Origin of the sequence: Allostreptomyces psammosilenae, from assembly GCF_013407765.1 — a bacterium.
GTDB lineage: Bacteria > Actinomycetota > Actinomycetes > Streptomycetales > Streptomycetaceae > Allostreptomyces > Allostreptomyces psammosilenae.
This window is the reverse complement of record NZ_JACBZD010000001.1, coordinates 5091548-5115192: the sequence shown is the minus strand read 5'-3', so window position 1 is coordinate 5115192 and position 23645 is coordinate 5091548. Positions and strand designations below refer to the sequence as shown.

General features: G+C 73.1%; 22 protein-coding genes and 1 pseudogene. 12 read left to right on the top strand and 11 right to left on the bottom strand.

The window, feature by feature from the left end; genetic code table 11:
- Positions 1 to 443: 443 nt before the first annotated feature.
- Together FHU37_RS21090 and FHU37_RS21085 are read right to left on the bottom strand one after the other, a co-directional pair.
- Positions 444 to 803, bottom strand: coding sequence for a DUF6086 family protein (locus FHU37_RS21090; RefSeq protein WP_179815686.1), 360 nt, complete (start codon positions 801 to 803; stop codon positions 444 to 446).
- Positions 804 to 897: 94 nt separating this feature from the next.
- Positions 898 to 1110, bottom strand: coding sequence for a hypothetical protein (locus FHU37_RS21085; protein ID WP_179815685.1), 213 nt, complete (start codon positions 1108 to 1110; stop codon positions 898 to 900).
- Between the two features lie 321 nt (positions 1111 to 1431).
- Here FHU37_RS21085 and FHU37_RS29635 point away from each other — a divergent pair.
- A pseudogene (locus FHU37_RS29635) lies at positions 1432 to 1533 on the top strand (YceI family protein); the annotation flags it as partial.
- 98 nt (positions 1534 to 1631) lie between these two features.
- Here FHU37_RS29635 and FHU37_RS21080 read toward each other — a convergent pair.
- The 7 genes from FHU37_RS21080 to FHU37_RS21050 form a co-directional block, all read right to left on the bottom strand.
- Positions 1632 to 1847 carry a hypothetical protein gene (locus FHU37_RS21080; RefSeq protein WP_179815684.1) on the bottom strand — a complete coding sequence of 72 codons (216 nt, stop codon included), beginning with the start codon at positions 1845 to 1847 and terminating at the stop codon, positions 1632 to 1634.
- Between the two features lie 18 nt (positions 1848 to 1865).
- Positions 1866 to 2264: a barstar family protein gene (locus FHU37_RS29575; protein WP_376774043.1), complete on the bottom strand. Its 399-nt coding sequence runs from the start codon at positions 2262 to 2264 to the stop codon at positions 1866 to 1868.
- A gap of 112 nt (positions 2265 to 2376) precedes the next feature.
- Positions 2377 to 2721, bottom strand: a complete 345-nt coding sequence (locus FHU37_RS21070; RefSeq protein ID WP_179816449.1) for a barstar family protein — start codon at positions 2719 to 2721, stop codon at positions 2377 to 2379.
- 170 nt (positions 2722 to 2891) lie between these two features.
- A complete protein-coding gene (locus tag FHU37_RS21065; RefSeq protein WP_179815682.1) occupies positions 2892 to 3443 on the bottom strand; it encodes a hypothetical protein in 552 nt (183 codons plus the stop codon).
- Between the two features lie 15 nt (positions 3444 to 3458).
- Positions 3459 to 7907, bottom strand: a complete 4449-nt coding sequence (locus FHU37_RS21060) for a putative T7SS-secreted protein (RefSeq protein ID WP_312892699.1) — start codon at positions 7905 to 7907, stop codon at positions 3459 to 3461.
- A gap of 37 nt (positions 7908 to 7944) precedes the next feature.
- Positions 7945 to 8427 (bottom strand): hypothetical protein, encoded by a 483-nt coding sequence (locus FHU37_RS21055; RefSeq protein ID WP_179815681.1) that lies wholly within the window; start codon positions 8425 to 8427, stop codon positions 7945 to 7947.
- Positions 8420 to 8863: an SseB family protein gene (locus FHU37_RS21050; protein ID WP_179815680.1), complete on the bottom strand. Its 444-nt coding sequence runs from the start codon at positions 8861 to 8863 to the stop codon at positions 8420 to 8422. The genes FHU37_RS21055 and FHU37_RS21050 overlap by 8 nt, the downstream gene beginning before the upstream one ends.
- 596 nt (positions 8864 to 9459) lie before the next feature.
- Between FHU37_RS21050 and FHU37_RS21045 the strand changes: the two genes are divergently transcribed.
- The 11 genes from FHU37_RS21045 (at position 9460) to FHU37_RS20995 (ending at position 21732) form a co-directional block, all read left to right on the top strand.
- Positions 9460 to 11031: an ATP-binding protein gene (locus tag FHU37_RS21045; protein ID WP_179815679.1), complete on the top strand. Its 1572-nt coding sequence runs from the start codon at positions 9460 to 9462 to the stop codon at positions 11029 to 11031.
- Positions 11028 to 11432, top strand: coding sequence for a roadblock/LC7 domain-containing protein (locus tag FHU37_RS21040; RefSeq protein ID WP_179815678.1), 405 nt, complete (start codon positions 11028 to 11030; stop codon positions 11430 to 11432). The genes FHU37_RS21045 and FHU37_RS21040 overlap by 4 nt, the downstream gene beginning before the upstream one ends.
- Positions 11429 to 11785: a DUF742 domain-containing protein gene (locus FHU37_RS21035; RefSeq protein ID WP_179815677.1), complete on the top strand. Its 357-nt coding sequence runs from the start codon at positions 11429 to 11431 to the stop codon at positions 11783 to 11785. Before FHU37_RS21040 ends, FHU37_RS21035 begins: the two co-directional genes overlap by 4 nt.
- Positions 11763 to 12362, top strand: a complete 600-nt coding sequence (locus FHU37_RS21030) for a GTP-binding protein (protein WP_179815676.1) — start codon at positions 11763 to 11765, stop codon at positions 12360 to 12362. Before FHU37_RS21035 ends, FHU37_RS21030 begins: the two co-directional genes overlap by 23 nt.
- Positions 12359 to 13846: a cytochrome P450 gene (locus FHU37_RS21025; protein WP_312892698.1), complete on the top strand. Its 1488-nt coding sequence runs from the start codon at positions 12359 to 12361 to the stop codon at positions 13844 to 13846. The genes FHU37_RS21030 and FHU37_RS21025 overlap by 4 nt, the downstream gene beginning before the upstream one ends.
- Positions 13810 to 14967 (top strand): cytochrome P450 family protein, encoded by a 1158-nt coding sequence (locus tag FHU37_RS21020; RefSeq protein WP_312892697.1) that lies wholly within the window; start codon positions 13810 to 13812, stop codon positions 14965 to 14967. Before FHU37_RS21025 ends, FHU37_RS21020 begins: the two co-directional genes overlap by 37 nt.
- A gap of 270 nt (positions 14968 to 15237) precedes the next feature.
- Entirely contained in the window at positions 15238 to 16035 is a 798-nt protein-coding gene (locus tag FHU37_RS21015) for an SDR family NAD(P)-dependent oxidoreductase (protein WP_179815674.1), read from the top strand.
- An 82-nt stretch (positions 16036 to 16117) separates the two neighbouring features.
- Positions 16118 to 17047 (top strand): helix-turn-helix domain-containing protein, encoded by a 930-nt coding sequence (locus FHU37_RS21010; protein ID WP_179815673.1) that lies wholly within the window; start codon positions 16118 to 16120, stop codon positions 17045 to 17047.
- Between the two features lie 54 nt (positions 17048 to 17101).
- Positions 17102 to 18700 (top strand): xylulokinase, encoded by a 1599-nt coding sequence (locus FHU37_RS21005; protein ID WP_179815672.1) that lies wholly within the window; start codon positions 17102 to 17104, stop codon positions 18698 to 18700.
- A gap of 865 nt (positions 18701 to 19565) precedes the next feature.
- The gene (locus FHU37_RS28500; protein ID WP_179815671.1) at positions 19566 to 20660 is read left to right on the top strand and encodes a transporter substrate-binding domain-containing protein; all 1095 of its coding nucleotides are present in this window, start codon (positions 19566 to 19568) and stop codon (positions 20658 to 20660) included.
- Between the two features lie 73 nt (positions 20661 to 20733).
- Positions 20734 to 21732, top strand: a complete 999-nt coding sequence (locus FHU37_RS20995) for an ADP-ribosylglycohydrolase family protein (RefSeq protein ID WP_179815670.1) — start codon at positions 20734 to 20736, stop codon at positions 21730 to 21732.
- A 38-nt stretch (positions 21733 to 21770) separates the two neighbouring features.
- Here the strand turns inward: FHU37_RS20995 and FHU37_RS20990 are convergent, their stop codons facing one another.
- Positions 21771 to 22271 (bottom strand): GNAT family N-acetyltransferase, encoded by a 501-nt coding sequence (locus FHU37_RS20990; RefSeq protein ID WP_218904101.1) that lies wholly within the window; start codon positions 22269 to 22271, stop codon positions 21771 to 21773.
- 238 nt (positions 22272 to 22509) lie between these two features.
- Positions 22510 to 23628 (bottom strand): winged helix DNA-binding domain-containing protein, encoded by a 1119-nt coding sequence (locus FHU37_RS20985; RefSeq protein ID WP_179815669.1) that lies wholly within the window; start codon positions 23626 to 23628, stop codon positions 22510 to 22512.
- Positions 23629 to 23645: the final 17 nt, after the last annotated feature.

Sequence of the window (23645 nt, the reverse complement as noted above, 5' to 3'; positions counted from 1 at the left end):
CTCAAGGGTTCGATGCCGGACCTTCTCGTAGACATCCCAGGCCCATTCCTCCTGATTCATGAGCGCCTCCCAATAACCCGCTTGCCGCCATTCCCCCGGTCCGACGACCAGAGAACCCGATGGAAGTGATGGACACCTGCCAGAACGGGGGCATGTCGGGGGAGGAGACCGTGAAGAGGGTGCTGTCGAAGACGGCGGGAAGCTCCCCGGGACCGAGATCGATCCGGAATCCCGGAACCTTGCCTCGCACCGCCAGGACCTCCAGCACCGCGTACGTCGCGCCAGCGCGGAGAACCTGGGTGCCCTGCCCCGCCTCGCCCTCGTACCTGACCTTCATCACTGCACCCTTCGGTTCATCACGACCTTGTGCAGTCGAAGGGGTACGACCTGCCCGGTGACGGGGTTCTCATGGCAGTGCACCTGAAGATCACCGTACCAGCCGCTCACAGCGCCATGGAACGACCGTGGAGCTCCGCCTCGGCAAGCAGAGCGCGCTGCTCGTCACTTGCCGCTTCAAGACTCACGCCTCCCCGGCCGAGCATGACGAGCGAGGTCAGCAGGAACCCTCGCAACTGCTGTCGATAGACCGGATGGTCTGTCGAGAAGTAGTCGTCGAAGACGGTCCTGACGAACCCCCGGAACTGCTCGACATCGATGTTGAACATATCCCCCGCAACAGGAACGAGCCCCGTCGGACAACCCATCAGCTGCCCGATACATTCCGTGAGGCTGACGTACAACCGCCCGAGTCGCAGCGATGGGCTCCAGACCGTCTGATCGTTGACGTCGAAAACATAGCTCACGATCCCAGTCTATTATGATCTCCACCATGGAATTGGGACCACGCAGCCTCTTCATCTCGGCCTCACTTCGAAGGCACTGCGGGGTCGAGAACGCTCACGGGGTTCCAGGAAGCGGACCGAAACGCGAAGGCGAACGGTGATCACCGTCATCTTCGTGCCAGCCTATGGCGCCGGCCACCACATAGTTGTCGTCATCATTCAACAGAAACATCCGCGCTCCGGACGGACGCTCGACGGCCCGCTCACCGAGTACCGCCAAATCGACCTCGTAAAGAGACAGGGTCTCATAGATCGGGCGCACCAGCATGAGTCGAACGGAGCGAAAACAACGTCCACCCGACTTTCATACGCCTGCGCATCCACGCTCCGCAGCAGAAGAGTGCGATGACTGACGGAGTACTGCCAGGCCTGGAACCTGCGATCCCATGCAGCAATCTTCTCCATTATTGCACCCCATTCACCGATCACCCGGCCTCGGGAGGTTCGGTTGCGGGAACTGCACCACTTCACCATCCCGGTAGAACGTAATGGTGTCCCACGTGCCGGTCCTCTACACGCAGAGCCAGCCCCACTTGATACATCTCCCATTCGGTGGCCAACCAGTTGTCCCCAGATCCCCGTACACAGGCTGCTCGCCCGCGGCATCGCCGTGGTCGGCCCCACCATCAAGCTGGAACTCGAAACCCAAGCCATGTACCAGAGCCCCAACACCCCCATCCCCCCGAACTAACCCACCCCGAGCCCATCCCCCCGGGCCCCGGCTGTTCCAGCCGGGGCCCGGGGTCAGGAGTACCTGGCGGTCGCCTCCAGCGCCCCGGCGCACCGACCTCACTCCAGGGCAACGATCATCCCCCAGGACGTCGGCGAGTCTGGCGAACCAAGGAAATCATCCAGAGCGAACTCTGTTTCACGATCGAGCGGCTGACCTTCCACCCAGACGGATTCACATTCAGGGCACATGTAGAACACCTGCGCAGTGTGAACCCGTCTGTAGCGCCTGATCCAGTCCTGTCCGCAATGGAAACACGCGATCTTCTCGTTCACGGGCGACCCACCGCGTGCTCACTGGAGTGGGGACAGGGCCGCCAACTCCCCCTTCAGTGTCTCAACCTCATCCCGACCACACAGGAGAACGACGTTGAACGCCCCAGTATGGTCGCGCTCCGAACGCCCGGCCCATGCTGAACCAACTTCCTGCATGGTCACAAAAAAGAGCTGGCGCTCCGCCGGCTCCCGCGAAAGCATCATGGAAGGATCTGTGGCAATTGCCAGGTAATGGCGCGCAGAGATCCATTCTAGGCTTCGGAGACAAACGGACAGCGAAGGCCAACTCCACTCGAAATCGACTGGCAGACTAAAGGCTCGGGAGCACTCGTCGAACAGTCCCCAAGAATCGGCCATGCGCTTCCCGTCGAGTCGAGCAGTGAAGAAACGATCCGCAGGAGGCAGCAGTTGCGACACAGGACCCTCGAGATCGTCCGCGACGACATGCAACCAGGGAGCATTCGGTCGCCACCAGCCGGCCGAGGTATCCGTTTCAGCCACAGATCCACCAATCGCCTCGGAGCACTCGTCACATATGAGGGGACAGCATCGCCTCGAGCGAGGCCACTTCCCCGGGAGGGCAGAGGAGTAGAAGATTGAAGGCCGAGTCGGCTTCTCCCCAGTCAGCCATCCTCCGATATGGATTCGCCCACCCCTGGCCGGTTTCGTTCATGATCTCAAAGAATGTCGACCGACGGCCAGGCTCAGCCGAGAGTAGACGATGCGAATCTCGGACAACCACCAAGTAGTGGCGCGCAGGGATCCACGAGAGGTCCCGCAAACAGTCCCTGAGCGCATCCCAGTTCCTTCCGAAGTAGGAAGGAAACCTGAGTCCTCGATCAAACTCCGCGAACAGGCCGGGGGCATCTCTCATACGCCCACCCTCCAGGTCGGCGACAAACGCGAGCCCCGAGGGCGGCAGTAGATCGGCAACGCGGACGGCGCCGTCGACTACCACATGCAGCCACGGACGCTCCTCGGACCATATACTCCGAATATCCGTCAATGGTAGACAATCCATGTCATATAACGGTTCGTTTCCCGTCAGGGAAGTCGGGGTACCAAAGAGGCCCACTCATCGAGCCGTTCGCGCAGCCCTCGATCGCCGACATGTTCTCGGACTGCCATCAGAGGTGTAAGGAGATTCTTGATCCGACGCATCCGGAGAATCGCCCCCCTGTCCCTGGTCTTCCACTCGTCGACGCTCCGTTCGACCTCTGCGGGCAACGCGTCGATCATCCCCAACATCTCGCCGCAGAGGGCGTCAGGATCGAGCATGGAATCCGACGAGTCAGGGCCGAGATATCTGATCAAGTAGGACCGAACATTCGCTTCCTCCGCGCCCCAGACCAGAGGCTCCAGATTCAGCGAATCTCGCTTGCCATGGATCGCCGCGATAGCGACCCGCCCCCATAGAACGCGCACACCAGCCAAAGTGTCAGTTGTCTGGTATCTGCCGACGGCAAGCGAGCGGACACCTTCCCACCAGTTGTTCGGGGCAGTGCTCGGCGCGCTTCTCGCCTGCTCGACGGTTGCCTCCACTTCAGATGGTCCGAGCAAAGCCAAGTGGGCCAGAGAAGGGAACGTGAGCGCCATCTGGTCATGCCTTTCTCATGGAAATACTACTCCCGCCTGCTCGAACGCCTCCCTGCCTATACTAAGGCTCTCAGGTGACGGACGGTAATGTCCACTTCTGTTGTTGAGTTCCAAGCCGAAATAAGTCCCATCCGATCCGGCAAGATCAGCCTCTCCGGCAGCCCGTACGGCGCCACCTCCAGTCAGCACCGGATGCTTCAGCTCCACACCATCAACGATCTTCGGAATGATGACCAGTTGACCATCGAGCTTAACGGCCCACTTGATCGTGCCGTTGTTGATCACATCATCGAATCCGTCTTCGCCGACGCTCATCGGCCTCACACCCAGGCGCTCCGCGTCTGCCAATTCTCGTGAGAGTTGACCAGGCAACTGGTTTTCGAACACGCCGCAGTTGGCCAGGCCCAGCGGGTCGATCCGCAGCCACGGGTTCGAGACGTATGCGTGGTGGTTGAGGGCGGGCTCCAGTCCCAGGGGATCCGGGCTGAGGTACCTCGCGGTCTCCGGGTCGTAGTAGCGCTGGTAGTTGTAGTGGAGGCCGGTCTCCTGGTCGGCGTACTGGCCGGGGAAGCGTAGGGGGCAGTCGGCCTCTGCGGGGGGAGCGGGGAGGGGGGCGCCCCAGAGGGTGGTGCGGTGCTGCCAGGCGATCCGGCCGTCGGGTGTCACCAGTTCGGTGGGGGTGCCGACGAGGTCCGTGATGACGGCGTAGAGGCGGGCGTCGGGGGCGGGGCCCGGGGCGTCTCCCGTCGCCGGGGGTGCCGTGACGGTTTGGGTCAGCGGGCGGTGGGTGGTGGGGGCGTAGTCCCAGGTGGTCGTCTCGCCGGTGGCGTCGACCTGTTCGGCCAGGCGGCTGCCGTCCCAGGAGAAACGTATCTCCTCGGCCGCGGTGCCGTCGTCGGCCAGCCGGCGCTTGGCGGTGCGGCGGCCGAGCGGGTCGTAGGTGTAGTGCCAGCGTTCGCCGTCCGGGTTGGTGGCCTCGACGAGGCGGTCCTCGGCGTTCCAGCGGTACGTCCACTCCCTGGTGCCGCCGCTGAGCAGCCGCCGGGTGGCGCGGACCGTCCGTCCCTGGGCGTCGTGCTCGTAGGTGGTGCGGCCGGCGCGGCGAACCAGGGTGCCGTCGTACTCGCGCGCGCCGTAGGAGGCGAGCGCGGTGGCGCCGGCGTGCTTGAGGTTGCCGGCGGCGTCGTAGGCGTAGGTCTCCGTCCAGCCGTGCGCGTGGACGGCGGTCACCCGGCCCGCGCGGTCGAGGTCGAAGCGGCGGGTGCCGGAGGTCAGGTCGCGGATCTCGGTGAGGTGGCCGTCCTCGCGGTAGGCGTAGGAGCGGTGTTGCAGCAGGCGGCGGGCGGCCTCGGACTGGGCCGTGACCGCACCCTCGTGCGGGACCGAGGCGAGCGTCTGGGTGGTCAGCCGGTGGTTGCCGTCCCAGGTCTGGGTGAGTTCGACGTGCTCGCCCAGCCGTCGGGTGGTCTCGTGGCCGGCCGCGTCGTGCTCCAGGGCGAGGGTGTGGCCGCCGGTGTGCAGGGTGGCGGGGCGGCCGGCCGCGTCGTAGGTCCACCGGGAGAGCACGCCGGAGGGGGTGCGGCGTTCGGTGCGGCGGCCGAGCGGGTCGTAGCCGAACGTCGTGGTGCGGCCGTCCACGGTCTCGGCGAGCACCCGGCCGAGCGGGTCGCGGTCGAACCGCACCTCGGCGTCCGGGCCGGCGGCGTGCACCAGGCGGCCGGCCGCGTCGTAGCCGAAGGTCGTGGTGGACGTCGCGGAGGCGGTGGTCGTGCCGTCCTCGGCGCGCTGCTCGACGGTGCGGCCGAGGAGGTCGCGGGTGAAGGTGACGGTCTGCCCGGCGCCGTTGGTGCGGGAGACGAGCTGCCCGGCCGCGTCGTGGGTGTAGCTGATGGTGCGGCCGTTGAAGTCGGTCTCGCTCACCAGGCGGCCGGCCGCGTCGTAGGTGTAGCTCCAGGTCAGCCCCTGCGGGTTGGTGACGCCGACCAGCCGCAGCTCGGTGTCGTAGGCGAACTCGTAGGTGCTGCCGTCGGGTTCGGTCCGGGACGCCGGCAGGTCGAAGTGGGTGGTGGCGTGCCGGGTGGTGTTGCCGGCCGGGTCGGTGTGCTCGACGAGGTTGCCCTCGGCGTCCCACACCCACGTCTCCCGGGTGCCGTCCGGCGCCTCGCGCCACGCCGGCTTGCCCTCGACGATCCAGCCGTGCCGGGTGGTGTTGCCGAGCGGGTCGGTCACCTCGGTGATCCGCCCGTGGGCGTCCCGCTCGATGACGGTGGTGTTCCCCAGCGGGTCGGTGAGGGTCCGCGGCAGCCCGGCGGCGTCGGTGGTGATCCGCCGGGTGTGCCCGAGGGCGTCGGTGACGGCGACCAGGTTGCCGCGCGCGTCGTACTCGTAGCGGGTCTCGGCGCCGGCCGGGTCGACGGTGGCCGTCAGGTTGCCGCGCTCGTCGTAGGTGTGCCGCCAGGTGGCACCGTCCGGCTCGGTGATCTCGGTCGGCAGGCCGAACTCGTTGTGGGTGGCGCGGGCCACCGAGCCGTCCGGGAGGTGGACGGCGGTGAGGTTGCCGGCCGCGTCGTGGGCGTAGCGGGTGGTGCGTCCGAGCGGGTCGGTGACGGCGACGCGGTCCCGGTTGTCCGGGCTCCATTCCACCTCGGTGGTGTGGCCGAGCGGGTCGGTCCGCCGGACGATCCGGTAGGCGGCGTTGTGCTCGTAGACGGCGGGGTGCCCGAGCGAGTCGGTGTAGGTGACCAGCCGCCGTTCGTCGTCGTAGCTCAGCTCGGCGGACAGGCAGCCGTCCGAGCCGGTGCCGCGCACCACGCGCCCGCGCTCGTCGTAGACGAACCGGTAGCTCGTGCCGTTGCGGTCGGTCCAGGAGGTGATCCGGTGGTGCTCGTCGTAGCTGAACCGCATCGGCAGGCCGGAGGAGTTGACCACCTCGGTGAGGTGGCCGTCCTCGTCGTAGCCGTAGCCGATCAGGGTGGTGTCGGTGCCGGGGCCCTCGGTGTCGAGCAGCCGCAGCGCGGTGATCCGGGGCAGCTGGAGGTGGCGTTCGACGGCGATGCGGTAGCCGCCGGTGTGCCGCAGCTCCATCGGCAGGCCGTCGTCGTCCACGATGAGCTCGACCCGGTTGCCGTGGCGGTCCTCGATGGTGTGCAGCGGCAGGTCGACGACGCCGGGGACGGAGGTGGGCACCGGGTCGGCGAAGCTGAAGGTGCGTCCGGTGGCCGGGTCGGTGATGCGCATGGCGCCGGCCGGGGTGCCGTCCCACAGCAGCGGCCAGCGCGGGCCCTTCTCCGGCAGGGTCGGGGTGTTCGGCCGGGGGACCGGGTAGACCAGCCGCATGCCGTCGGGGGCCACGAAGACCACGCCGTTGGCGTCCAGCTGCACGCGCTGGTCCAGCGTGGAGGCCCAGGACGGGCCGAACCAGCCGCCGGCGGTGTAGCCGGACAGGTGGGTGCGCTGGACGAGCAGCGGCAGCACGCCGGGCAGCCGCACGTCGGTCTGCGGCAGCAGCATCTGGCCGGTCGCCATGTCGATGGGGTCGCCGGCGGTCTCCATGTCCTCCGGCCGCCGCGCGGAGGCGTCCGCGTCCGGGCCGTCGGGCCGCACGGGCGGCCGGTTCGGGGTGACCAGGCTGCGCAGCCTGGTCAGGCCCTTGCCGCCGATCAGGTCGGGGGCGAGCTGGCCGAGCGCGCGGGCCGGGTTCTCCTGCCACATCTCCCAGTTGAGGACGGCCTTGCCGAACTCGATGGGGTTGTGGACGCCCCAGGCCAGGCCGTCGCGCATCTGCGCGAGGGTCATCGCGGTGCGGCCGGGGTCCTCCCAGGGCCGCATCAGGGTGCCGGCCAGGCTGCTGAGCCCGGTCAGGCCCTCGTAGGCGCCCTGGAGGAAGTTCTGCCCCTGTTCCAGCGCCTGGCGGATCAGCCCCGGCTTGTCCGGCGCCCGTTCGGCGGCGTCCCGCAGCGCGGTCTCGGCGGCCTGCGCGGCGGCCTCGACGTCGGCGCGCAGCGCGGCCAGCCGGGTCTCGCAGGCCGCCATCGCCGCGACGCGCGGGTCGACGTCGCCGGGGCGCGGCGGCAGCACGGCGTCCTCACGCTCGACGGCCGCGTTGTAGTCGTCGACGTCCGCCTGGTGGCGCTGGGACGCCTGCCGCGCCTGGGCCGCGTCGTCCAGGATCGCCGGCACGGCGTCCTGGGCGGCCCGGAGGGCGTCCGCGTAGCCGGCGAGGGCGCCGGCCGCGGCGGAGAACTGGTCGTGTGCCTCGGCGAGGTTCTCCGGCAGGACGCGCACGGCGCGGCGGAAGTCGATGGCGGCGACACCGGTCCAGTCGGCCGCCTGCACGGTCTGCAGGGATTGCCGGGCGTCGTCGAACGCGCCGGCGTAGCGGCGCAGCGTCGCGGCGAGGTCGTGCAGTGCCTGCGGGTCGCCGGGGACGAGGTCCCTGCTGGTCGCGTCGGCCGGGATGGTCACTGCAGGCCCTCCCGGGCGGGCGGCGGCTGGTGGGCGGTCATTGGAAGAGCCAGTCCTCCCCGCGCTGGATCCGGGGGTCGACGGCGTCGGTGACCGGGTTGTCGGTGAGGGGGCGCGGGGCGGCGCCGGCGTCGTCGAGCTGCTCGTTGGCCTGGTAGACGGCGGCGCTCCAGTCGCCGACCGGCATGCCCGCGAGGTTCTCGCCGCTGGGGGTGAAGTTCTCCACGCCGTACATCTCGGCGGTCTGGTAGGCGGCGATGGTCTCGCCGAGCTTGGCCACCGCGTCGTCGGCGTAGTCGGCGAGCTCCCCCATGCCGTGGCCCCATGCGGACAGGAAGTCGGTGGCGGCCGCGCGCACCCGTTCGGAGCCGGCGTCGGCGAGGTGGGCGGTCAGCGCCTCGCTGTTGTCCTTGACCTCCCGGGCCGCGGCCATCGACTCGCCGAGCGCGGTCTGCACGGCCGTCAGCGAGGAGATCTCCACGCTGTATCCGGCGCCGGCGCCGCCGGCCGGGTCACCCATCGGTGTCCCCCGCGTCGCCGGTCGGTGGGGTGGGCGGGCGCAGCGCCGCCGCGCGCAGGCGCAGTGACGTCTCGTCGCCCGGGTCGAGCAGCAGGTCGTAGCCCTCGGGCAGCAGGTCGAGCAGGTCCTCGCCGGTGGTGGAGAAGTACCGGCCGGCCGCGCCGAGCAGCGTGCCGAGGGTCCGCGGGGAGGAGAACACCGGCACGATCCGTTCGCCGTCCGGCAGGTCCAGCGGCACGAGTCCGGGACGCTCGGGGGCCGGGCAGTACACCCGTGCGGCGTGGAAGGCGGCGCGGAACTCCCCCGGCGTCAGCTCGTCGGCGAGGGCCCGCCGGGCCAGCTCGCCGAGGTCGACGGGGGTGTCCGCGCTCCCCTGCGGCCCGTCCGGCGCTCCGGTCACCCCCGGCGGCGGCCCGGCGTCTGCACGATCCGTCATCTGTTCATTCCAGCACGCGTACGGTGCGAGGGGTGGGGCGGGTGTGAGTCGTGTGCCGTAGATCACCCGCGGCGCACCGCGTGGCCCGGCGGCCACGGGAACCCGGAGGAACGGCATGTGACGCGCCGACACGCCGCGCGGTGCCCGATGACCGTGCACACGTCATGATAGAAAACCGCGTCGGCGGCCGGTATCGATCATGGCGGCCGGGAACGCGCGGGGCGAGCGGGGGCGGAGGGGTTCCGAGGCACGGCTTCGGCAACTCTCCGCCCCCTCTTGCTCCATCTGCGTGACCGAACCCCTATGATTGGCCGTCATCTTGACCACGCGGAGATCCGTTCGATGCGACATCCTTACGGCGGCGGGACACCACTCGCCGGCCCGAGGTGGGAAACCCCGCCCGCCCACCCCTATCCGGGATGGCCCGCACCACGCGCCAACCCCGGGTAGCCCGTCCCCCAGGAGGAGCGGCCCACCGTCCGACGCACCGACCGTCGACGGACCGCCGGGCAGCAGGGCGGTCGGCACAGGTCCCGTCCGCCGCGCCTCGCCCCGACGGCCGCCCTCCGTCCGCACAACCCCGAGCACGAGGATCGATGTCACCACACATACCGGCGGCGGTGTTCTGGTGTCTGGTCGTCGGCGCCCTCGCCATCACGGTGCTGGCCGTACGACAGAGACTGATCACCGCCACGCTGCGCCGGCGCAACGCCGAGTTGGAAGGTGATCTGCGCGCCACGGTGGAGGAGATCCAGCACCTGGCGAACGTCCGCCTCCCCGCGCTGGCGGAGAGCCTGCAACACCACCCCGTCCCGGTCCCCGGCCCCCTGCACGAACGGCCGCCCGGATCGACGCTGGCCGAGAGCCTCCAGACGGTCATGGACCTGTTCAGCGGCACCATGGAGCGCGCCCAGGCCCGGGCCGACCAGTCCGCCCGCGCCGCCCTGATGTCCGCCATGCGGGCCCTGCAGGGCCTGGCCAACGAACAGCAGCTGGCCATCACCGCCATGCAGGAGCGCCACGACGACCCCCGGGTGCTCCGGGACCTGCTGGAGGTCGACCACACCAACTCCCAGTTCGGCCGGCGCGCCCAGGTCATCGCGGTGCTGTGCGGCGCCTGGCCCGGGCGGCAGCGCACCGCCTCGACCCTGGAGGAGGTGGTCCGCGGCGCCACCTCGCGGATCCGCGACTACCGGCGGGTCCGGGTGCACACCAAGACCGACGTCGCCGTCATCGGGCGCGGCGTCGAGCCGGTGGTGCTCGCCGTCGCCGAGCTGCTGGACAACGCCACCCGGCACTCGCAGCCCAACACCACCGTCGAGGTCAGCGTCCAGCCGGTGCACAACGGGGCCGTCGTGGTGATCGACGACGGCGGCGTCGGCATGGTGCAGGAGCAGGTGCGGCAGGCCGCCCTGCTGCTGACCGGCAAGCAGTCCGTGGACGTCACCAAGCTCGGCGACCCGCCGCAGTTCGGCTTCCCGGTGATCGGCGTGCTCGCCCAGCGGTACGGCTTCCAGGTGTCGGTGGACTCGCAGTCCCCCTACGGCGGTGTGCGGGCCGTGGTGTTCCTGCCGAACGCCCTGCTCACCCACGCCGAGTACGACAGCCCCAGCCCGGTGCCCGCGGCGGCCCCCACCGTGCCGCCCGCGCCGGCCCGCGGCTGGTCCGACGACCACGGCACCCACCACGCCACCGCCCCGCACGGAACCGGCCGGCACGACACCGGCCGGCACGACACCGGCCAGCACCGCACGCCCGACCACCAGGCGGCCGGCGCGTGGCCGTCGGACGGCGCGCGGGAGCGCGAGGCCGCCACCGGCACCCGGACGCCCGCCCAGCAGCCCCGGCAGCCCGAGCGGTTCCAGCCGCCCCAGCCGCCGGTGGTCGGCGAGCCGCTGCCCCGCACGGCCGACGGCCTGCCCAAGCGGCGCCGCCGCCAGCCGGTCACCGACGCCACGGCCGCGCAGGCGGCGCAGCCCGCGCCGACCGCCCCGCGGACCCGCCCGGCCGAGCAGACCGCCGCCGTCATGGGCGCCTTCCAGCGCGGCACCCGCTCCGGCCGCTCCTCCACCGACTCCGGCTCCGACTCCGCCGAGCCCACCCCGTCCGACGACCGGACCGCCCAGCCCGACGCCCGGCCCGACCACGAAGGGAACCCTCACGGATGAACGACAAGCTGAGCTGGATGCTCGACGACGTCCTGGAGGTGCCGGAGGCCCGCCACGCCATCCTGCTCTCCGCCGACGGCATGCTGCGCGCCCACTCCAAGGGCATCAGCCGCGACGAGGCCGACAAGCAGGCCGCGGCGCTCTCCGGCCTGCAGTCGCTCAGCCGCGCCACCGCCGGCTTCTGCACGGAGACGCCGAACACGGCGTGGCGGCAGACCCTGGTCGAGTTCGACGACGGCTACGTCTTCGTCATAGCCGCCGGCCCGGGCGCCTACCTGGCCGTCTCCAGCACCGAGAAGGTCGACATGGAGGCCGTCACCTACCGGATGCACAAGCTGGTCGACCGCCTCGGCAAAGAGCTGACCACTCCGCCGCGGCAGGGCGCCGGCAGCGCGGCATGACCCCGCCCAGGCGCGAGAAGGGGCTGGTCCGGCCCTACGTCGTCACCGAGGGACGGGCCTTCCCCAGCCGCAACACCCTCGACCTGGTCACGCTGGTGATCGCCACCCACGACCTGCCGCTCGGCGGCCTCAGCCCGGAGAAGCGCCGCGTCATGGAGCTGTGCCGGGGCGGCTCGCTGTCGGTCGCCGAGATCGCCGCCCACCTCGGGCTGGCCACCAGCGTCACCAAGGTCCTGCTCGCCGACCTCGTGGACAGCGGCCACGTCGTCACCCGCGCCCCCATTCCCCCGGCCGAACGGCCCGACGCCCAGCTCCTGAGGGAGGTGCTCGATGGACTCCGCGCTCGTCTCTAGCAGCGTGTACCTGCCCGACACCGTCCAGACGGCGGTGAAGATCCTGATCGTGGGCCACTTCGCCGTCGGCAAGACGACCTTCGTCGGCACCCTCTCCGAGATCCCGCCGCTGCGCACCGAGGAGACGATGACCCAGGCCGGCGCGCTCGTCGACGACCTGGCCGGGGTGGACGGCAAGGACACCACCACGGTGGCGATGGACTTCGGCCGGCTCACCCTCAGCGAGCAGCTGGTGCTGTACCTGTTCGGCGCGCCCGGGCAGAAGCGGTTCCAGCAGCTGTGGCGCGACATGGCCTACGGGGCCCTCGGCGCGCTGGTCCTCGCCGACACCAGGCGACTGGAGCAGTCGTTCCCGGTGATGGACATGCTGGAGGAACGCGCCCTGCCGTACGCCGTGGCGGTCAACCACTTCGACGGGGCGCCGGTCTACGGCGAGGCCCAGCTGCGCGAGGCCCTGGACCTGCTGGAGGACACCCCGCTGGTCACCTGCGACGCCCGCGACCCCACGTCGGCCACCCAGGCGCTGATCACCCTCGTCGAGTACCTCCACGCACGTACCGCCCAGGAGCACGCGTGACCCCCACCCCCGACCTCGACGCCCAGGGCGCCCAGGCCGCCCCGGGCGCCACGCCGCCGCCGGGCTGCCCCGCCCACGCCGGAGGCGGCACCACCGCCGACGGCGGCGCCGGTGCCGGTGCCTCCACCGGTGCCGGCGGATCCCGCCGCCGCGGCGTCCCGCTGTACGGCCCGGACTTCGCCGAGAACCCCTCGCGGATCTACGCGCACCTGCGCGAGTACGGGCCGATCGCACCGGTCGAGCTGGCCCCCGGCGTCGACGCCATGCTCGTCACCGGCTACCAGGCCGCGCTCGGCGTGCTGCGCAGCCCGGAGCGGTTCGGCAAGGACGCCCGCCGCTGGCGGGCCCTGAGGGACGGGGAGATCCCCCCGGACAGCCCGGTCATCCCGATGATGATGCCCCGGCCTAACGCCCTGTTCTCCGACGGCGACGTGCACGCCCGGCTGCGCGGGGCGGTCACCGACAGCCTCGACCGGGTGGACCCGCACGCCCTGCGCGGCTACGTCGAGCGCAGCGCGGACGTCCTCCTCGACCGGATCGCCCCCCGGGGCGAGGTGGACCTGCTCGCCGACTACTGCAAGGTGCTGCCGCGGCTGGTGTTCAACGAGCTGTTCGGCTCCCCGGAGAGCTTCGGCGACCGCCTGGTCGACGCCATGGCCGGCATCTTCGACGGCGTGGACGCGGAGAAGGCCAACGCGGTGCTCGCGGAGACCCTGGCCGAGCTGGTCGCCACCAAGCGCCGCTCCCCCGGCGCGGACGTCACCTCCTGGCTGGTCACCCACCCGGCCCGGCTGACCGACGAGGAGATGATCCACCAGCTCGTCACCCTGCTCGGCGCCGGCGTCGAGCCGATGACCAACCTCATCTCCAACGCCGTGCGGCTGCTGCTCTCCGACGACCGCTTCGCCGGCGACCTGCGCGGCGGGAGCCTCCCGGTGGAGGACGCGCTGGACGAGGTGCTGTGGACCGACCCGCCGATGGCGAACTACGGCGTCCACTACCCGCTGCGCGACGTCGACCACTTCGGCATCCGGCTGCGCGAGGGCGAGCCCGTGGTGGTGAGCTTCGCCGCCGCCAACACCGACCCGGCCCTCGCCCCCTCCGGCCAGCGCCCCGGCAACCGCGCCCACCTGGCGTGGAGCGCCGGCCCGCACACCTGCCCGGCGCAGAGCCCGGCCCGGCTGATCGCCTCGGTCGCGATCGAGAAGCTCCTCGACCGAATCCCGGACCTGGACCTGGCCGTCCCCGCCCACGAACTGCGTTGGCGGCCCGGCCCGTTCCACCGGGCGCTGGCAGCACTGCCCGCCCGCTTCGCCCCCGTGCAGCTCGACGAGACACCTGGAGAACAGCCATGGAACGTCAGTCCTGCCCCATCGTCATCGACCCCACCGGTCGAGACATCCACGGCGAAGGCGCCCGCCTCCGAGCCGCCGGCCCCGCGACGCAGGTGGAGCTCCCCGGCGGCGTGGTGGCGTGGTCGGTAACCGACTACGACCTGCTCAAGCAGCTCCTCACCGACCCCCGGGTCTCCAAGGACCCCCGGCAGCACTGGCCGGCCTGGATCAACGGCGAGATCTCCCCGGACTGGCCGCTGTTCACCTGGGTCGCGGTGCAGAACATGTTCACCGCCTACGGGGACGACCACAAGCGGCTGCGCGGGCTGGTCTCCAAGGCGTTCACCGCGCGCCGCACCGCCGCCCTGCGCCCGCGCGTCGAGCAGATCACCACCGACCTGCTCGACGGCCTGGCCGCCACCCCGGCGGGCGAGGTGGTCGACCTGCGGGAACGTTACGCCTACCCGATCCCCATCCAGGTGATCTGCGAACTGTTCGGCGTGGCCGAGTCCGCCCGCGCCGACCTGCGCCGGGTGGTCGACAGCCTCTTCCACACCTCCGCCGACCCGGAGGAGGTCGCCACCACCTACCGGGACCTGTACGCCATCCTGCACGACCTCGTCGCCTCCAAGCGGGCGGTGCCGGGCGACGACATGACCAGCGGGCTGATCGCCGCCCGGGAGGACGACGGCTCCCGGCTGAGCGAGCAGGAACTGGTCGACACCCTGCTGCTGGTGATCTCCGCCGGCCACGAGACCACCGTCAACCTCCTCGACAACGCCATCCACGCGCTGCTCACCCACCCCGAGCAGCTGGCACTGGTCCGCTCCGGCCAGGCCTCCTGGGACGACGTCATCGAGGAGACGCTGCGGGCCGAGGCGCCGGTGGCGAACCTGCCGCTGCGCTACGCCGTGGAGGACATCGAGCTGGACGTGCGCGGCACGCCCGTCCGGATCGGCAAGGGCGACGCCATCCTGGCCTCCTACGCCGCCGCCGGCCGCGACCCCCGCCTGCACGGCGAGAGCGCCGACCGCTTCGACATCACCCGGGAGAGCCGCCGCGAGCACCTCGCCTTCGGGCACGGCGTGCACTACTGCATGGGCTCGCCGCTGGCCCGCCTGGAGGCGCAGATCGCGCTGCCGGCGCTGTTCGACCGCTTCCCGGACCTGGCCCTGGCCGACCCGTCGGCGCAGCTGCCGCCGGTGGAGTCGTTCATCTCCAACGGCCACCGCGTCCTGCCGGTCTCCCTGCGGGCGGCCGTGGCCGGCTGACCCGACGGCACCGACCGGCCGCGACCGGCGCGACCCTGGCGGGCGCCGCCGAGGTCCCCGATCCACGGGCCCTCGGCGGCGCCCGCCGCACGTCAGCCCGGCCACCCGCCACGGCCGCCTCCGCCCCCTGGCGGTCCCGCCCCGGGTGGTCCCGCCGCCCCCGGGTGGTCCCGCCGCCCCCGGGTGGTCCTGCCGGACCCGGGTGGTCCTGCCGGACCCAGGTTGCGGCGGGCCTGGTACCCCCCACCGGTACCGCCGCAGACTGCCGTCATGACCTTCACGAACAACCCCGGCACCCCGACCCGCGACCTCGACGGCCGGGTCCACCTGATCACCGGCGGCACCAGCGGCATGGGCCTGGCCACCGCCCGGATCCTGCTCGCCCGCGGCGCACACGTCGTCATCACCGGCCGCGGCGACCGGCGGCTGGAGCAGGCCGCGGCCGCCCTGGAGGAGGTGTCCGACAAGGGCGAGCGCCTGCTCACCGTGCGGGCGGACACCTCCCGCGTGGCCGACGTCGACGCGATGGCGGAACGCGTCCGGGAACGGCACGGCCGGCTCGACGGCGTGTTCGCCAACGCCGGCACGGCCCTGTTCAAGCCGGGCGCGGCGGTCACCGAGGAGGAGTTCGACCACACCTTCGCCGTCAACACCAAGGGCGTCTTCTTCACCATCCAGCGGACGGTGCCGCTGCTGGAGGCCGCCGGCGGTGGAGCCGTCGTCATCAACGCCTCCACCGCGCTGCACCGGGGAATGGCCGGCGCCACCGCCTACGGCGCCAGCAAGGCCGCCGCCTTCCAGCTCGCCCGCTCCTTCGGCGCCGAACTCGCCCCGCTCGGCATCCGGGTCAACTCGGTGAGCCCCGGCCCCGTCGTCACCGAGATGTTCCTCGCCGTGGCCGACGACGCTGCCCAGGACGCCTACCGGGCCGCGATCCCGCTGGGCAGGCTGGGGCAGGCCGAGGAGGTCGCCGAGGCGGTCGCCTTCCTGCTCTCCCCGGCGGCCTCCTTCGTGACCGGACAGGACCTGATCGTCGACGGCGGCATGACCGGCTCCACCGCCGGCTGACCCGCCCGTGGCCGGGACCGGTCGGGAACCTGGCACCGACAGGACCAGGCTCCCGACCCGCCCCTCGGCCACAATCGGTCCCATGACCAGCGCGCCCGAACTCGGTGACTTCCTCCGCGCCCGCCGCGCCCGCCTGCGGCCACGCGACGTGGGCCTGCCCGACCACGGCGAGCGCCGCCGCGTCGCCGGACTGCGCCGCGAGGAGGTCGCCCAGCTCGCCGGGGTCAGCGTCGACTACTACACGCGGCTGGAGCAGGGGCGGGCCACCGGGGCCTCCGGCGCCGTGCTCAACGCCGTCGCCCGCGCCCTCGGCCTCAACACCGAGGAGACCCGCCACCTGCACCAGATCGCCCACCCCCCGCTCCACCGCACCTCCGCGGCGGCCGGGCCGATCGGGTCGGCCGCCCGCCCCACCGCCGGCCCCGCCTCCGGCCCGGCCGCGCCCGCCGACCCCGCGCGCGACACACCGGTGCGCCCCAGCCTGCTGGCGCTGCTGGCGTCCATGGAGGAGGTGCCCGCCCTGGTGCTCAACCACCGCCGCGACGTCCTGGCCTGGAACCGCGCCGCCAGCGCGCTGCTCACCGACTTCGCCGACCTCCCGCCCGGCGAACGCAACCTGGCGTGGCAGTCCGTCCTCGGCGACCGGATGCGGCGGTCCATGCTGAACTCGGCGGACTGCGTCCGCGGAAACGCGGGGTACCTGCGGCTGGCGGCCGGCCGCCACCCCGACGACGCCCGGCTCACCGCGCTCATCGAGGAGCTCTCCCGGCGCAGCGAGGAGTTCCGCCGCCGGTGGGCCGAGCACCCGGTGGCCGACAAGTCCTCCGGCGTCGCCAAGTTCGACCACCCGCTGGTCGGCCGCATGGACCTGACCTACGAGACGCTGCGCGCCGTCGGCGACCCGGAGCAGGTGCTGGTCGCCTACACCGCCGAACCCGGCAGCCCGTCCCGGGACGCCCTGCGGATGCTGCTGTCCTGGACGGCGGACGGCAGCCCCGTGAGGATCCCGTGACCGTCCCGTGAGGGTCTAGGGTGGCCCCGCACGGAACGAGGGGCGCGGCGGCGGATGAGCGAGCACCACGAGGAACGGCGGGACGGCGCGGGCGGCACCGGCACGGGCGGTGACGGCGGCGCGGGCAGTGACGGCACGGGCGGTGGCACCGCGGGCGGTGACGGCGGCCGGGGCCGCGGCGGCCCGCCTGCGCTGCTCGGCATCGACCTGGGCACCAGCGGCCTGAAGGCGCTGCTGCTGGCCGAGGACGGCACCGTGCTCGGCGAGGAGAGCGCCGGCTACGCCGTGCACGCCCCCGCCCCCGGCCAGGCCGAGACCGACCCGGAGCACTGGTGGGCCGCCACCCGGGACGCGGTGGGCCGGCTGCGCCGGCGGCTGCCGCACGTCCGGGTGCGCGGCCTCTGCGTGGACGGCCAGATGCACGGCCTCGTACTCACCGACGCGCACGGCACCCCCACCCGGCCGGCCATCTGCTGGCCCGACCAGCGCGCCGGCAAGGACCTCGCCGCCTGGGCCGCACTGCCCGAGGCGGCACGCGCACGGCTGGCCAACCCGCTCACCCCCGGCATGTACGGCCCGCTCCTGGCCTGGGCCACCCGGGCCGACGCGGCCGCCGTGCACGCCGCCCGCTGGGCGCTGCTCCCCAAGGACTGGCTGCGCCACCGGCTCACCGACCGGGCCGCCACCGACCCGTCGGACGCCTCCGCCACCCTGCTGTGGGACGTGCCCGCCGACGACTGGCACACCGAGGCGGTCGAGGCGGCCGGCGTGGACCCCGGCCTGCTGCCGCCGGTCGCCGCGTCCGGCGCCCGCGCGGGCGAACTGACCCGCCGGGCCGCCGAGGCCCTCGGGCTCGCGCCCGGCCTCCCCGTCGCCGTGGGAGCCGGTGACACGCCGGCCGCGCTGCTGGGCACCGGCCTCGGGCCCGACGGGGCCCAACTGACCGTCGGCAGCGGCGCCCAGCTCGTCCGCCGCCTCCCCCGACTCCCCGAACCGGGGACCCCGCCCGCACCGCCCCGCACCCACCTCTACCGCACCGCCGACCCGCACGGCTGGTACGAGATGGCCGCGCTGCAGAACGCCGGAATCGCCCTGGACTGGGCACGGCGCCTCCTCGGCGCCAGCTGGGAGGAGCTCTACGCCACGGCGGACCCGCGCCGCCGGCCGCCGGGCGCCGAGGGCGTCGTCTTCCTCCCCCAGCTGACCGGCGAACGCACCGGCCCCGGCGGCGCCCGCGGCACCTGGACCGGCATGGGGCTGTCCACCACCCGCGACCACCTGCTGCAGGCCGCGCTGGAGGGCGTCGCCTACGCCCTGCTCGACGTCGCCCGGGACCTGCGCGGCGGCTGCCCGCCGTCCCTGCTGGTGGCCGGCGGGGGGACCCGCGACCCCCGGATGCGCCGGCTGCTCGCCGACGTCCTCGGCGCCACCCTGCACCGCGTGGACACCGCGAGCGCCTCCGCCGCCGGCGCCGCCCTGCTGGCCGCCGACGCCGCCGGGCTCCCGCGCCCGCCGCTGGACGCCGTGACCGGCCGCGCCGCCGCGCCGGAGGAGCCGTCACACTGGCGGGAGCGGCGGGCCGCCGGCCACGCCCGCTACCGGCGGTACCGCCGGCTCCTGGAGGAGGCGGAGCCCGCCCCCGCACCGCACTGAGCGGCCATCCACGCCGGGACCCACCGCCGCCGCGCGGCCGCCGCGGCGCCCCTCCCCCCTCGGCCGGCGAGGAACGGCAGCACCCGCGGCAGCACGTCCGGAGGAACCTCCATGTCTCGCTGGGTCCCCCGGCAACAGGGCACATCGCGGCGGCGCTCCATCAACTCCCCCGAGCAGCAAATGCCCTGGGCGGCCCCCTCGGGGGGGGCGACCGCCTCAGGGGAGTTGATGGCCCCGCGCCCGACACCCGAGCCGGCGACACCGAGCCGGCGACACCCGAGCCAGCCACACCGAGCCGGCGACACCCGAGCGGCGAAAACCCTATTGCGCGCATCACAGGCATCGCGCTACCCCTGTTGACCAGGGGGGTGCCGCGTCATCCACAGGGCGGCGCGGGGTCCTTGCGCCCCGCGCCGCCCCGAGGTAAAAGGCCCCACCACACCCCGAACCACCCGGCAAACACCCACCCGAACCCCCACCCAACCCGGGCCGTCCACAGCCGGCGGAAACCCCCTTGCGCGCGTCACCCGCATCGCGCTACCCCTCTTGACCAGGGGGGTGCTGCGTTGTCCACAGGGCTACCAGACCCCCTTGCGCGCGTCACCCGGGCTGCGCTAACCCTGTTGACCAGGGGGGCGCCGCGTTGTCCACAGGGACACCAGGCCCCCTTGCGCTCCGCGCCACCAGGAGGTAGCCGGCGCGCCACACCCAGGCGCTTCAGCGGGCATCGGCCCCGAGGCCCGCACCCGCGCGTCACCCACTGTTCACCATCCCGCCTCCCGCGACGGGAAACCCGCGCCGGGGGCCGACACGTCGGTCCCAACGGAGGCCCGGAGAAGGCGCGAGCGCAGCGGGAGGCACCGTGGTGGCAACGGGGATCGACGCGGCGTCGACGGCGGGCACGGCCGCCGATCCCGCCGGGCGCCGGCACGCCGGGAGGACGGCGCGCCGGCGCGGCACCGCCCTGGCGGCCGTCCTGCTCGCCGCACTGCCCACCCTGGGGCTCGCCGAGGCGGCCTCCCGCCCCAGCCCCGCCCCGCCCGGCACGAACCCGGCCAACACCGCCCCGGCCGCCGACACCACCGCCGCCGACACCACCGCCCCCGGCACCGCCACCGCCGCGACCACCACCGACGACGAGTCGGCATCCTGCGACGCCGAGGTCAGCCTGCGCCCGGACCCCACCGCCGACGGCCCGGAGCTGCGGCGGATCCGCGAACGCGGCCACCTGATCGCCGGCGTCGACCAGAACAGCTACCTGTTCGGCTACCGCCAGCAGCCCACCCCCGAGGACCCCACCGGCAGGCTCGTCGGCTTCGACATCGACATCGTCCGCGCCATCGCCGAGGAGATCCTCGGCGACCCCGACGCGGTCGAGTACCGCCCCCTCTACACCAGCAACCGAATCGACGCCGTGCGCGAAGGCGAGGTGGACGTCCTCGTCCGCACCACCACCATCAGCTGCGAACGCCTGGAGGAGATCGCCTTCTCCACGCCCTACCTGGCCGTCGGCAACCAGCTCCTGGTGCCGCGCGACGCCGAGGTGGACTCGCTCGACGCGCTCCCCGACGACCAGCGGGTGTGCGCCTCCCGCGACTCCACCGCGGCCGACCTGCTCGCCCGGCTGCGCCCGGACCCCGCGCCGGTCCTCGCCAACGAGACCCTGGACTGCCTGGTCATGCTGCAGCGCGGCCAGGTGGCGGGGGTGGTCAGCCACAACACCCTGTTGGCCGGTCAGGTCGCCCAGGACCCGCAGGTGCGCGTCGTCGGAGAGCCACTGAGCGACGCGTGGTACGGGGTGGGCGTCCGCCACGACGCCGACGCCCTGCTGCGCGTGGTCAACCACGTGCTGGAGGAGCGCCGGGTGGACGGCTCCTGGCAGGCCAGCTACGACGAGTGGCTGGCACCCTATCTGCCCGGCGCGGCGAGCGCCCCGCCCGCGCCGGTCTGGCGCGACTGAGGCCCGGTCGTGGCGGGCCGGGCGCCGGCCGAGCCCTCCCCACGACGGGTGCGACGGTGCCAGGATGACGGCGATGACCACCAACGCCCGCCCCACCGACCAGTCCCCGTCCTCCCCCTCCCCCGCCCCCGCCTCCACCTCCGCCCCCTCACCCGCGCCCTTCGACCGGCGCGCCGCCGCCCGCGACTCCCTCATCGGACTGGCCACCGGCGACGCCTTCGGCGCGCAGTTCTTCGTGCCGGAGAACCTTCCCGCGCTGCGCGAGCGGCGGCTTCCGCCGGCTCCCTGGCCGTGGACCGACGACACCGAGATGGCCTGCTCGGTCGTCGAGCGGCTGCACGAGGCCGAGGAGATCGACCAGGACGCCCTGGCCCACTCCTTCGCGCACCACCACGACTTCGACCGGGGCTACGGCCCGGCCACCAACCGCATGCTGCGGCTGGTCCGCGAGGGCGGCTCCTGGCGGGAGCTGGCGGGCGGACTCTTCGACGGCCAGGGGTCCTGGGGGAACGGGGCGGCGATGCGGGTGGCCCCGCTGGGAGCCTGGTTCGCCACGGCCCCGGCCGAGGCGGCGCGGCAGGCCGCCCGGTCGGCCGAGGTCACCCACACCCACCCGGAGGCGGTGGCCGGAGCCGTCGCGGTGGCGGTGGCCGCCGCCTGGGCCGCCGCGCACCGGGGCCGTCCGGCCGGCGGCGCGGACCTGTTGGACGCCGCGCTGGACGCCGTGGCGGACCTGGCGTCCGCCGGCGCGGTGCGGGAGGGCGTGCGGGAGGCGCGCGCCCTGCTGGACCAGCCCGACGTGGAGTTGGCGGCGTACCGGCTGGGCAACGGCAGGCGGGTCAGCGCCGCGGACACCGTGCCGTTCGCGCTGTGGTGCGCGGCGCGGCACCTGGACGACTACCCGGCGGCGCTGTGGGCGACTGCCTCGGCCGGCGGGGACGTGGACACCACCTGCGCGATCGTGGGCGGGATCGTGGCCGCGCGGGTCGGGGTGGCGGGGGTCCCGGCACGGTGGCGGGCGGCCCGCGAACCGCTGCCCGACTGGGTGTCCGTCCGACTGGACGGCGCCTGAGCCGCCGTCAACCGGCCACCGCGGGCGTCCGGGGACGCTCAGCGCTCGGAGCCGACCTCCATGGCGGCGCGTGCCCGCACCTCGGCCGCGCGCCACGTGTAGACGAGCTCCTCGACCGCGAAGCCCGCCGGATGGTGCCAGGTCCCCTCGGCGGTGCGACGTCCGCCCTGGCGGGTGTAGAACGCGATCGCCGGGGCGTTCTCCCGGAGGACCTCCAGGTAGACGTCGCGTCCCGGGTGGCGGGCGGCCGCCCACGCGAAGGAGCGGCGCAGCAGGGCGCCGCCGATGCCCCCGCCGAGGTGCCCGGGCCTGACGTGGAGCTGGTCGAGGAGGATAGGATGCGGCCGTCCGGCCGGAGCATCAGGTATGCGAAGCCCAGCGGGCCGGGGACCTCCTCGCCCTCCGCGAGCAGGAGGTGGGAGGCGTCCGGCCCGCCCCGCTCCGCCGCCGCGCCGGGCTCGGTGGTGGAGCCGGCGGTCGAGTGGGCGGCGGAGTCGGCGGTCGAGTGGGCGGAGAGGTCGGCCAGCCGTTCCCTCCACAGCCACTCCCGCTCCGGGAGCAGTGGACCGTTGAGGTAGTCGGCGGGGATCATCCCCGCGTACGCCGTGCGCCAGCTCTCGGTGTGCAGGGCCGCGACGTCCGCCGCGTCGGCCGCCGTTCCCACTCGGATCCGCATGGCGCCGAGGATCCCAGACCGCTGCGGCGCCGCTCCAGGCGGATCGTCCGGGCGGATCCGGGCGGATCGTCCGGATCCGCCCCGGAAACCCTGGCCGCGGATCATCCGGGCAGCGGCGGCCGGAACACGATGTCGCGGGAGGCCGCCGTGGGCTCCAGGAAGGCCAGCAGGCGGGCGCCCTCGGCGGTCAGCTCCTCCTCGGTGGAGGCCGTCAGCCGGTGGAACGGGCGGATGCTCAGCGTCGCCGTCCCCTTCGCGGTGGCGACGGTCCAGCTCGCCGCCACCACTCCGTCGACCAGCACGGCCCGCGGGACGGGGCCGTGCGGCGTGTACCCCTGGCTGGCGAAGTCCACGGTGATGACCCGGCGGCGGTCGGCGTGCGACAGCAGCAGGTTGTCGAAGTCGTACAGGAAGCGGGCCGGGGCGGGCGTGTCCGGGTCCGGCCGGGGGGCGTCCGGCAGGTCGAACAGTTCGCGTCCGTCCTCGTCCCGGAATACCGCCAGCCGGGGCCGCAGCCCGTCGAACACCTCGGCCAGGCGGGTGAGTCCCGACCAGGTCTGGGCGTCCCGGACGGTCGCCGGGCCGAACGCGGCCAGGTAGCGCAGCACCAGCTCCTCCCGGGTGGCCCGGGCGTGGTCCAGCGGACGGCCCAGCCAGGCCTCCACGGACGTGTGCGCCACCGGTCCGCTGCGGCCCCACACACCGCGCGGCGGCACCTGCACCAGCGGCACGGAGGCGCGGACCGCCTGCGCCATCGACGCCGGGGCGCGGTCCGGCCAGCGCTCGGCCAGGGCCCGTCCCAGCTCACGGAACGTCCGCGGGCGCTCCTCGACGAGTTCCCGGCCGGCCGCGGCGAGTGCGGCCCGGTCCAGCCCGACGAGGTCGCGCCCGAAGGCGCCCGTGGTGGAACGTTCGATCACCGGCTCCACCAGCGGCCGCAGCCACAGGCTGTCGGAGGCGGTCACCAGGTGGATGGTGGACCGCATCAGCGCGATGCGCACCACGCCGCGGTCCAGGAGCAGCCCGGCCGTGGCGTCCGGGGTGTAGTCCTCCAGCCGGCTCCACAGGCCGAGGTACCAGGTGTGCGGGGTCTGGGCCTGCAACCCCACCAGGCGCTCCAGGGCCTGGGTGACGGTCATCCGGGAGCGGCGCAGCAGCAGCTGGCGGTCCAGCGTGGCCCGGTTCAGGGCCCGGCGGCTCAGCGTGGTGTGGGGTGGCATGTCCGCAAGGGTGGCAG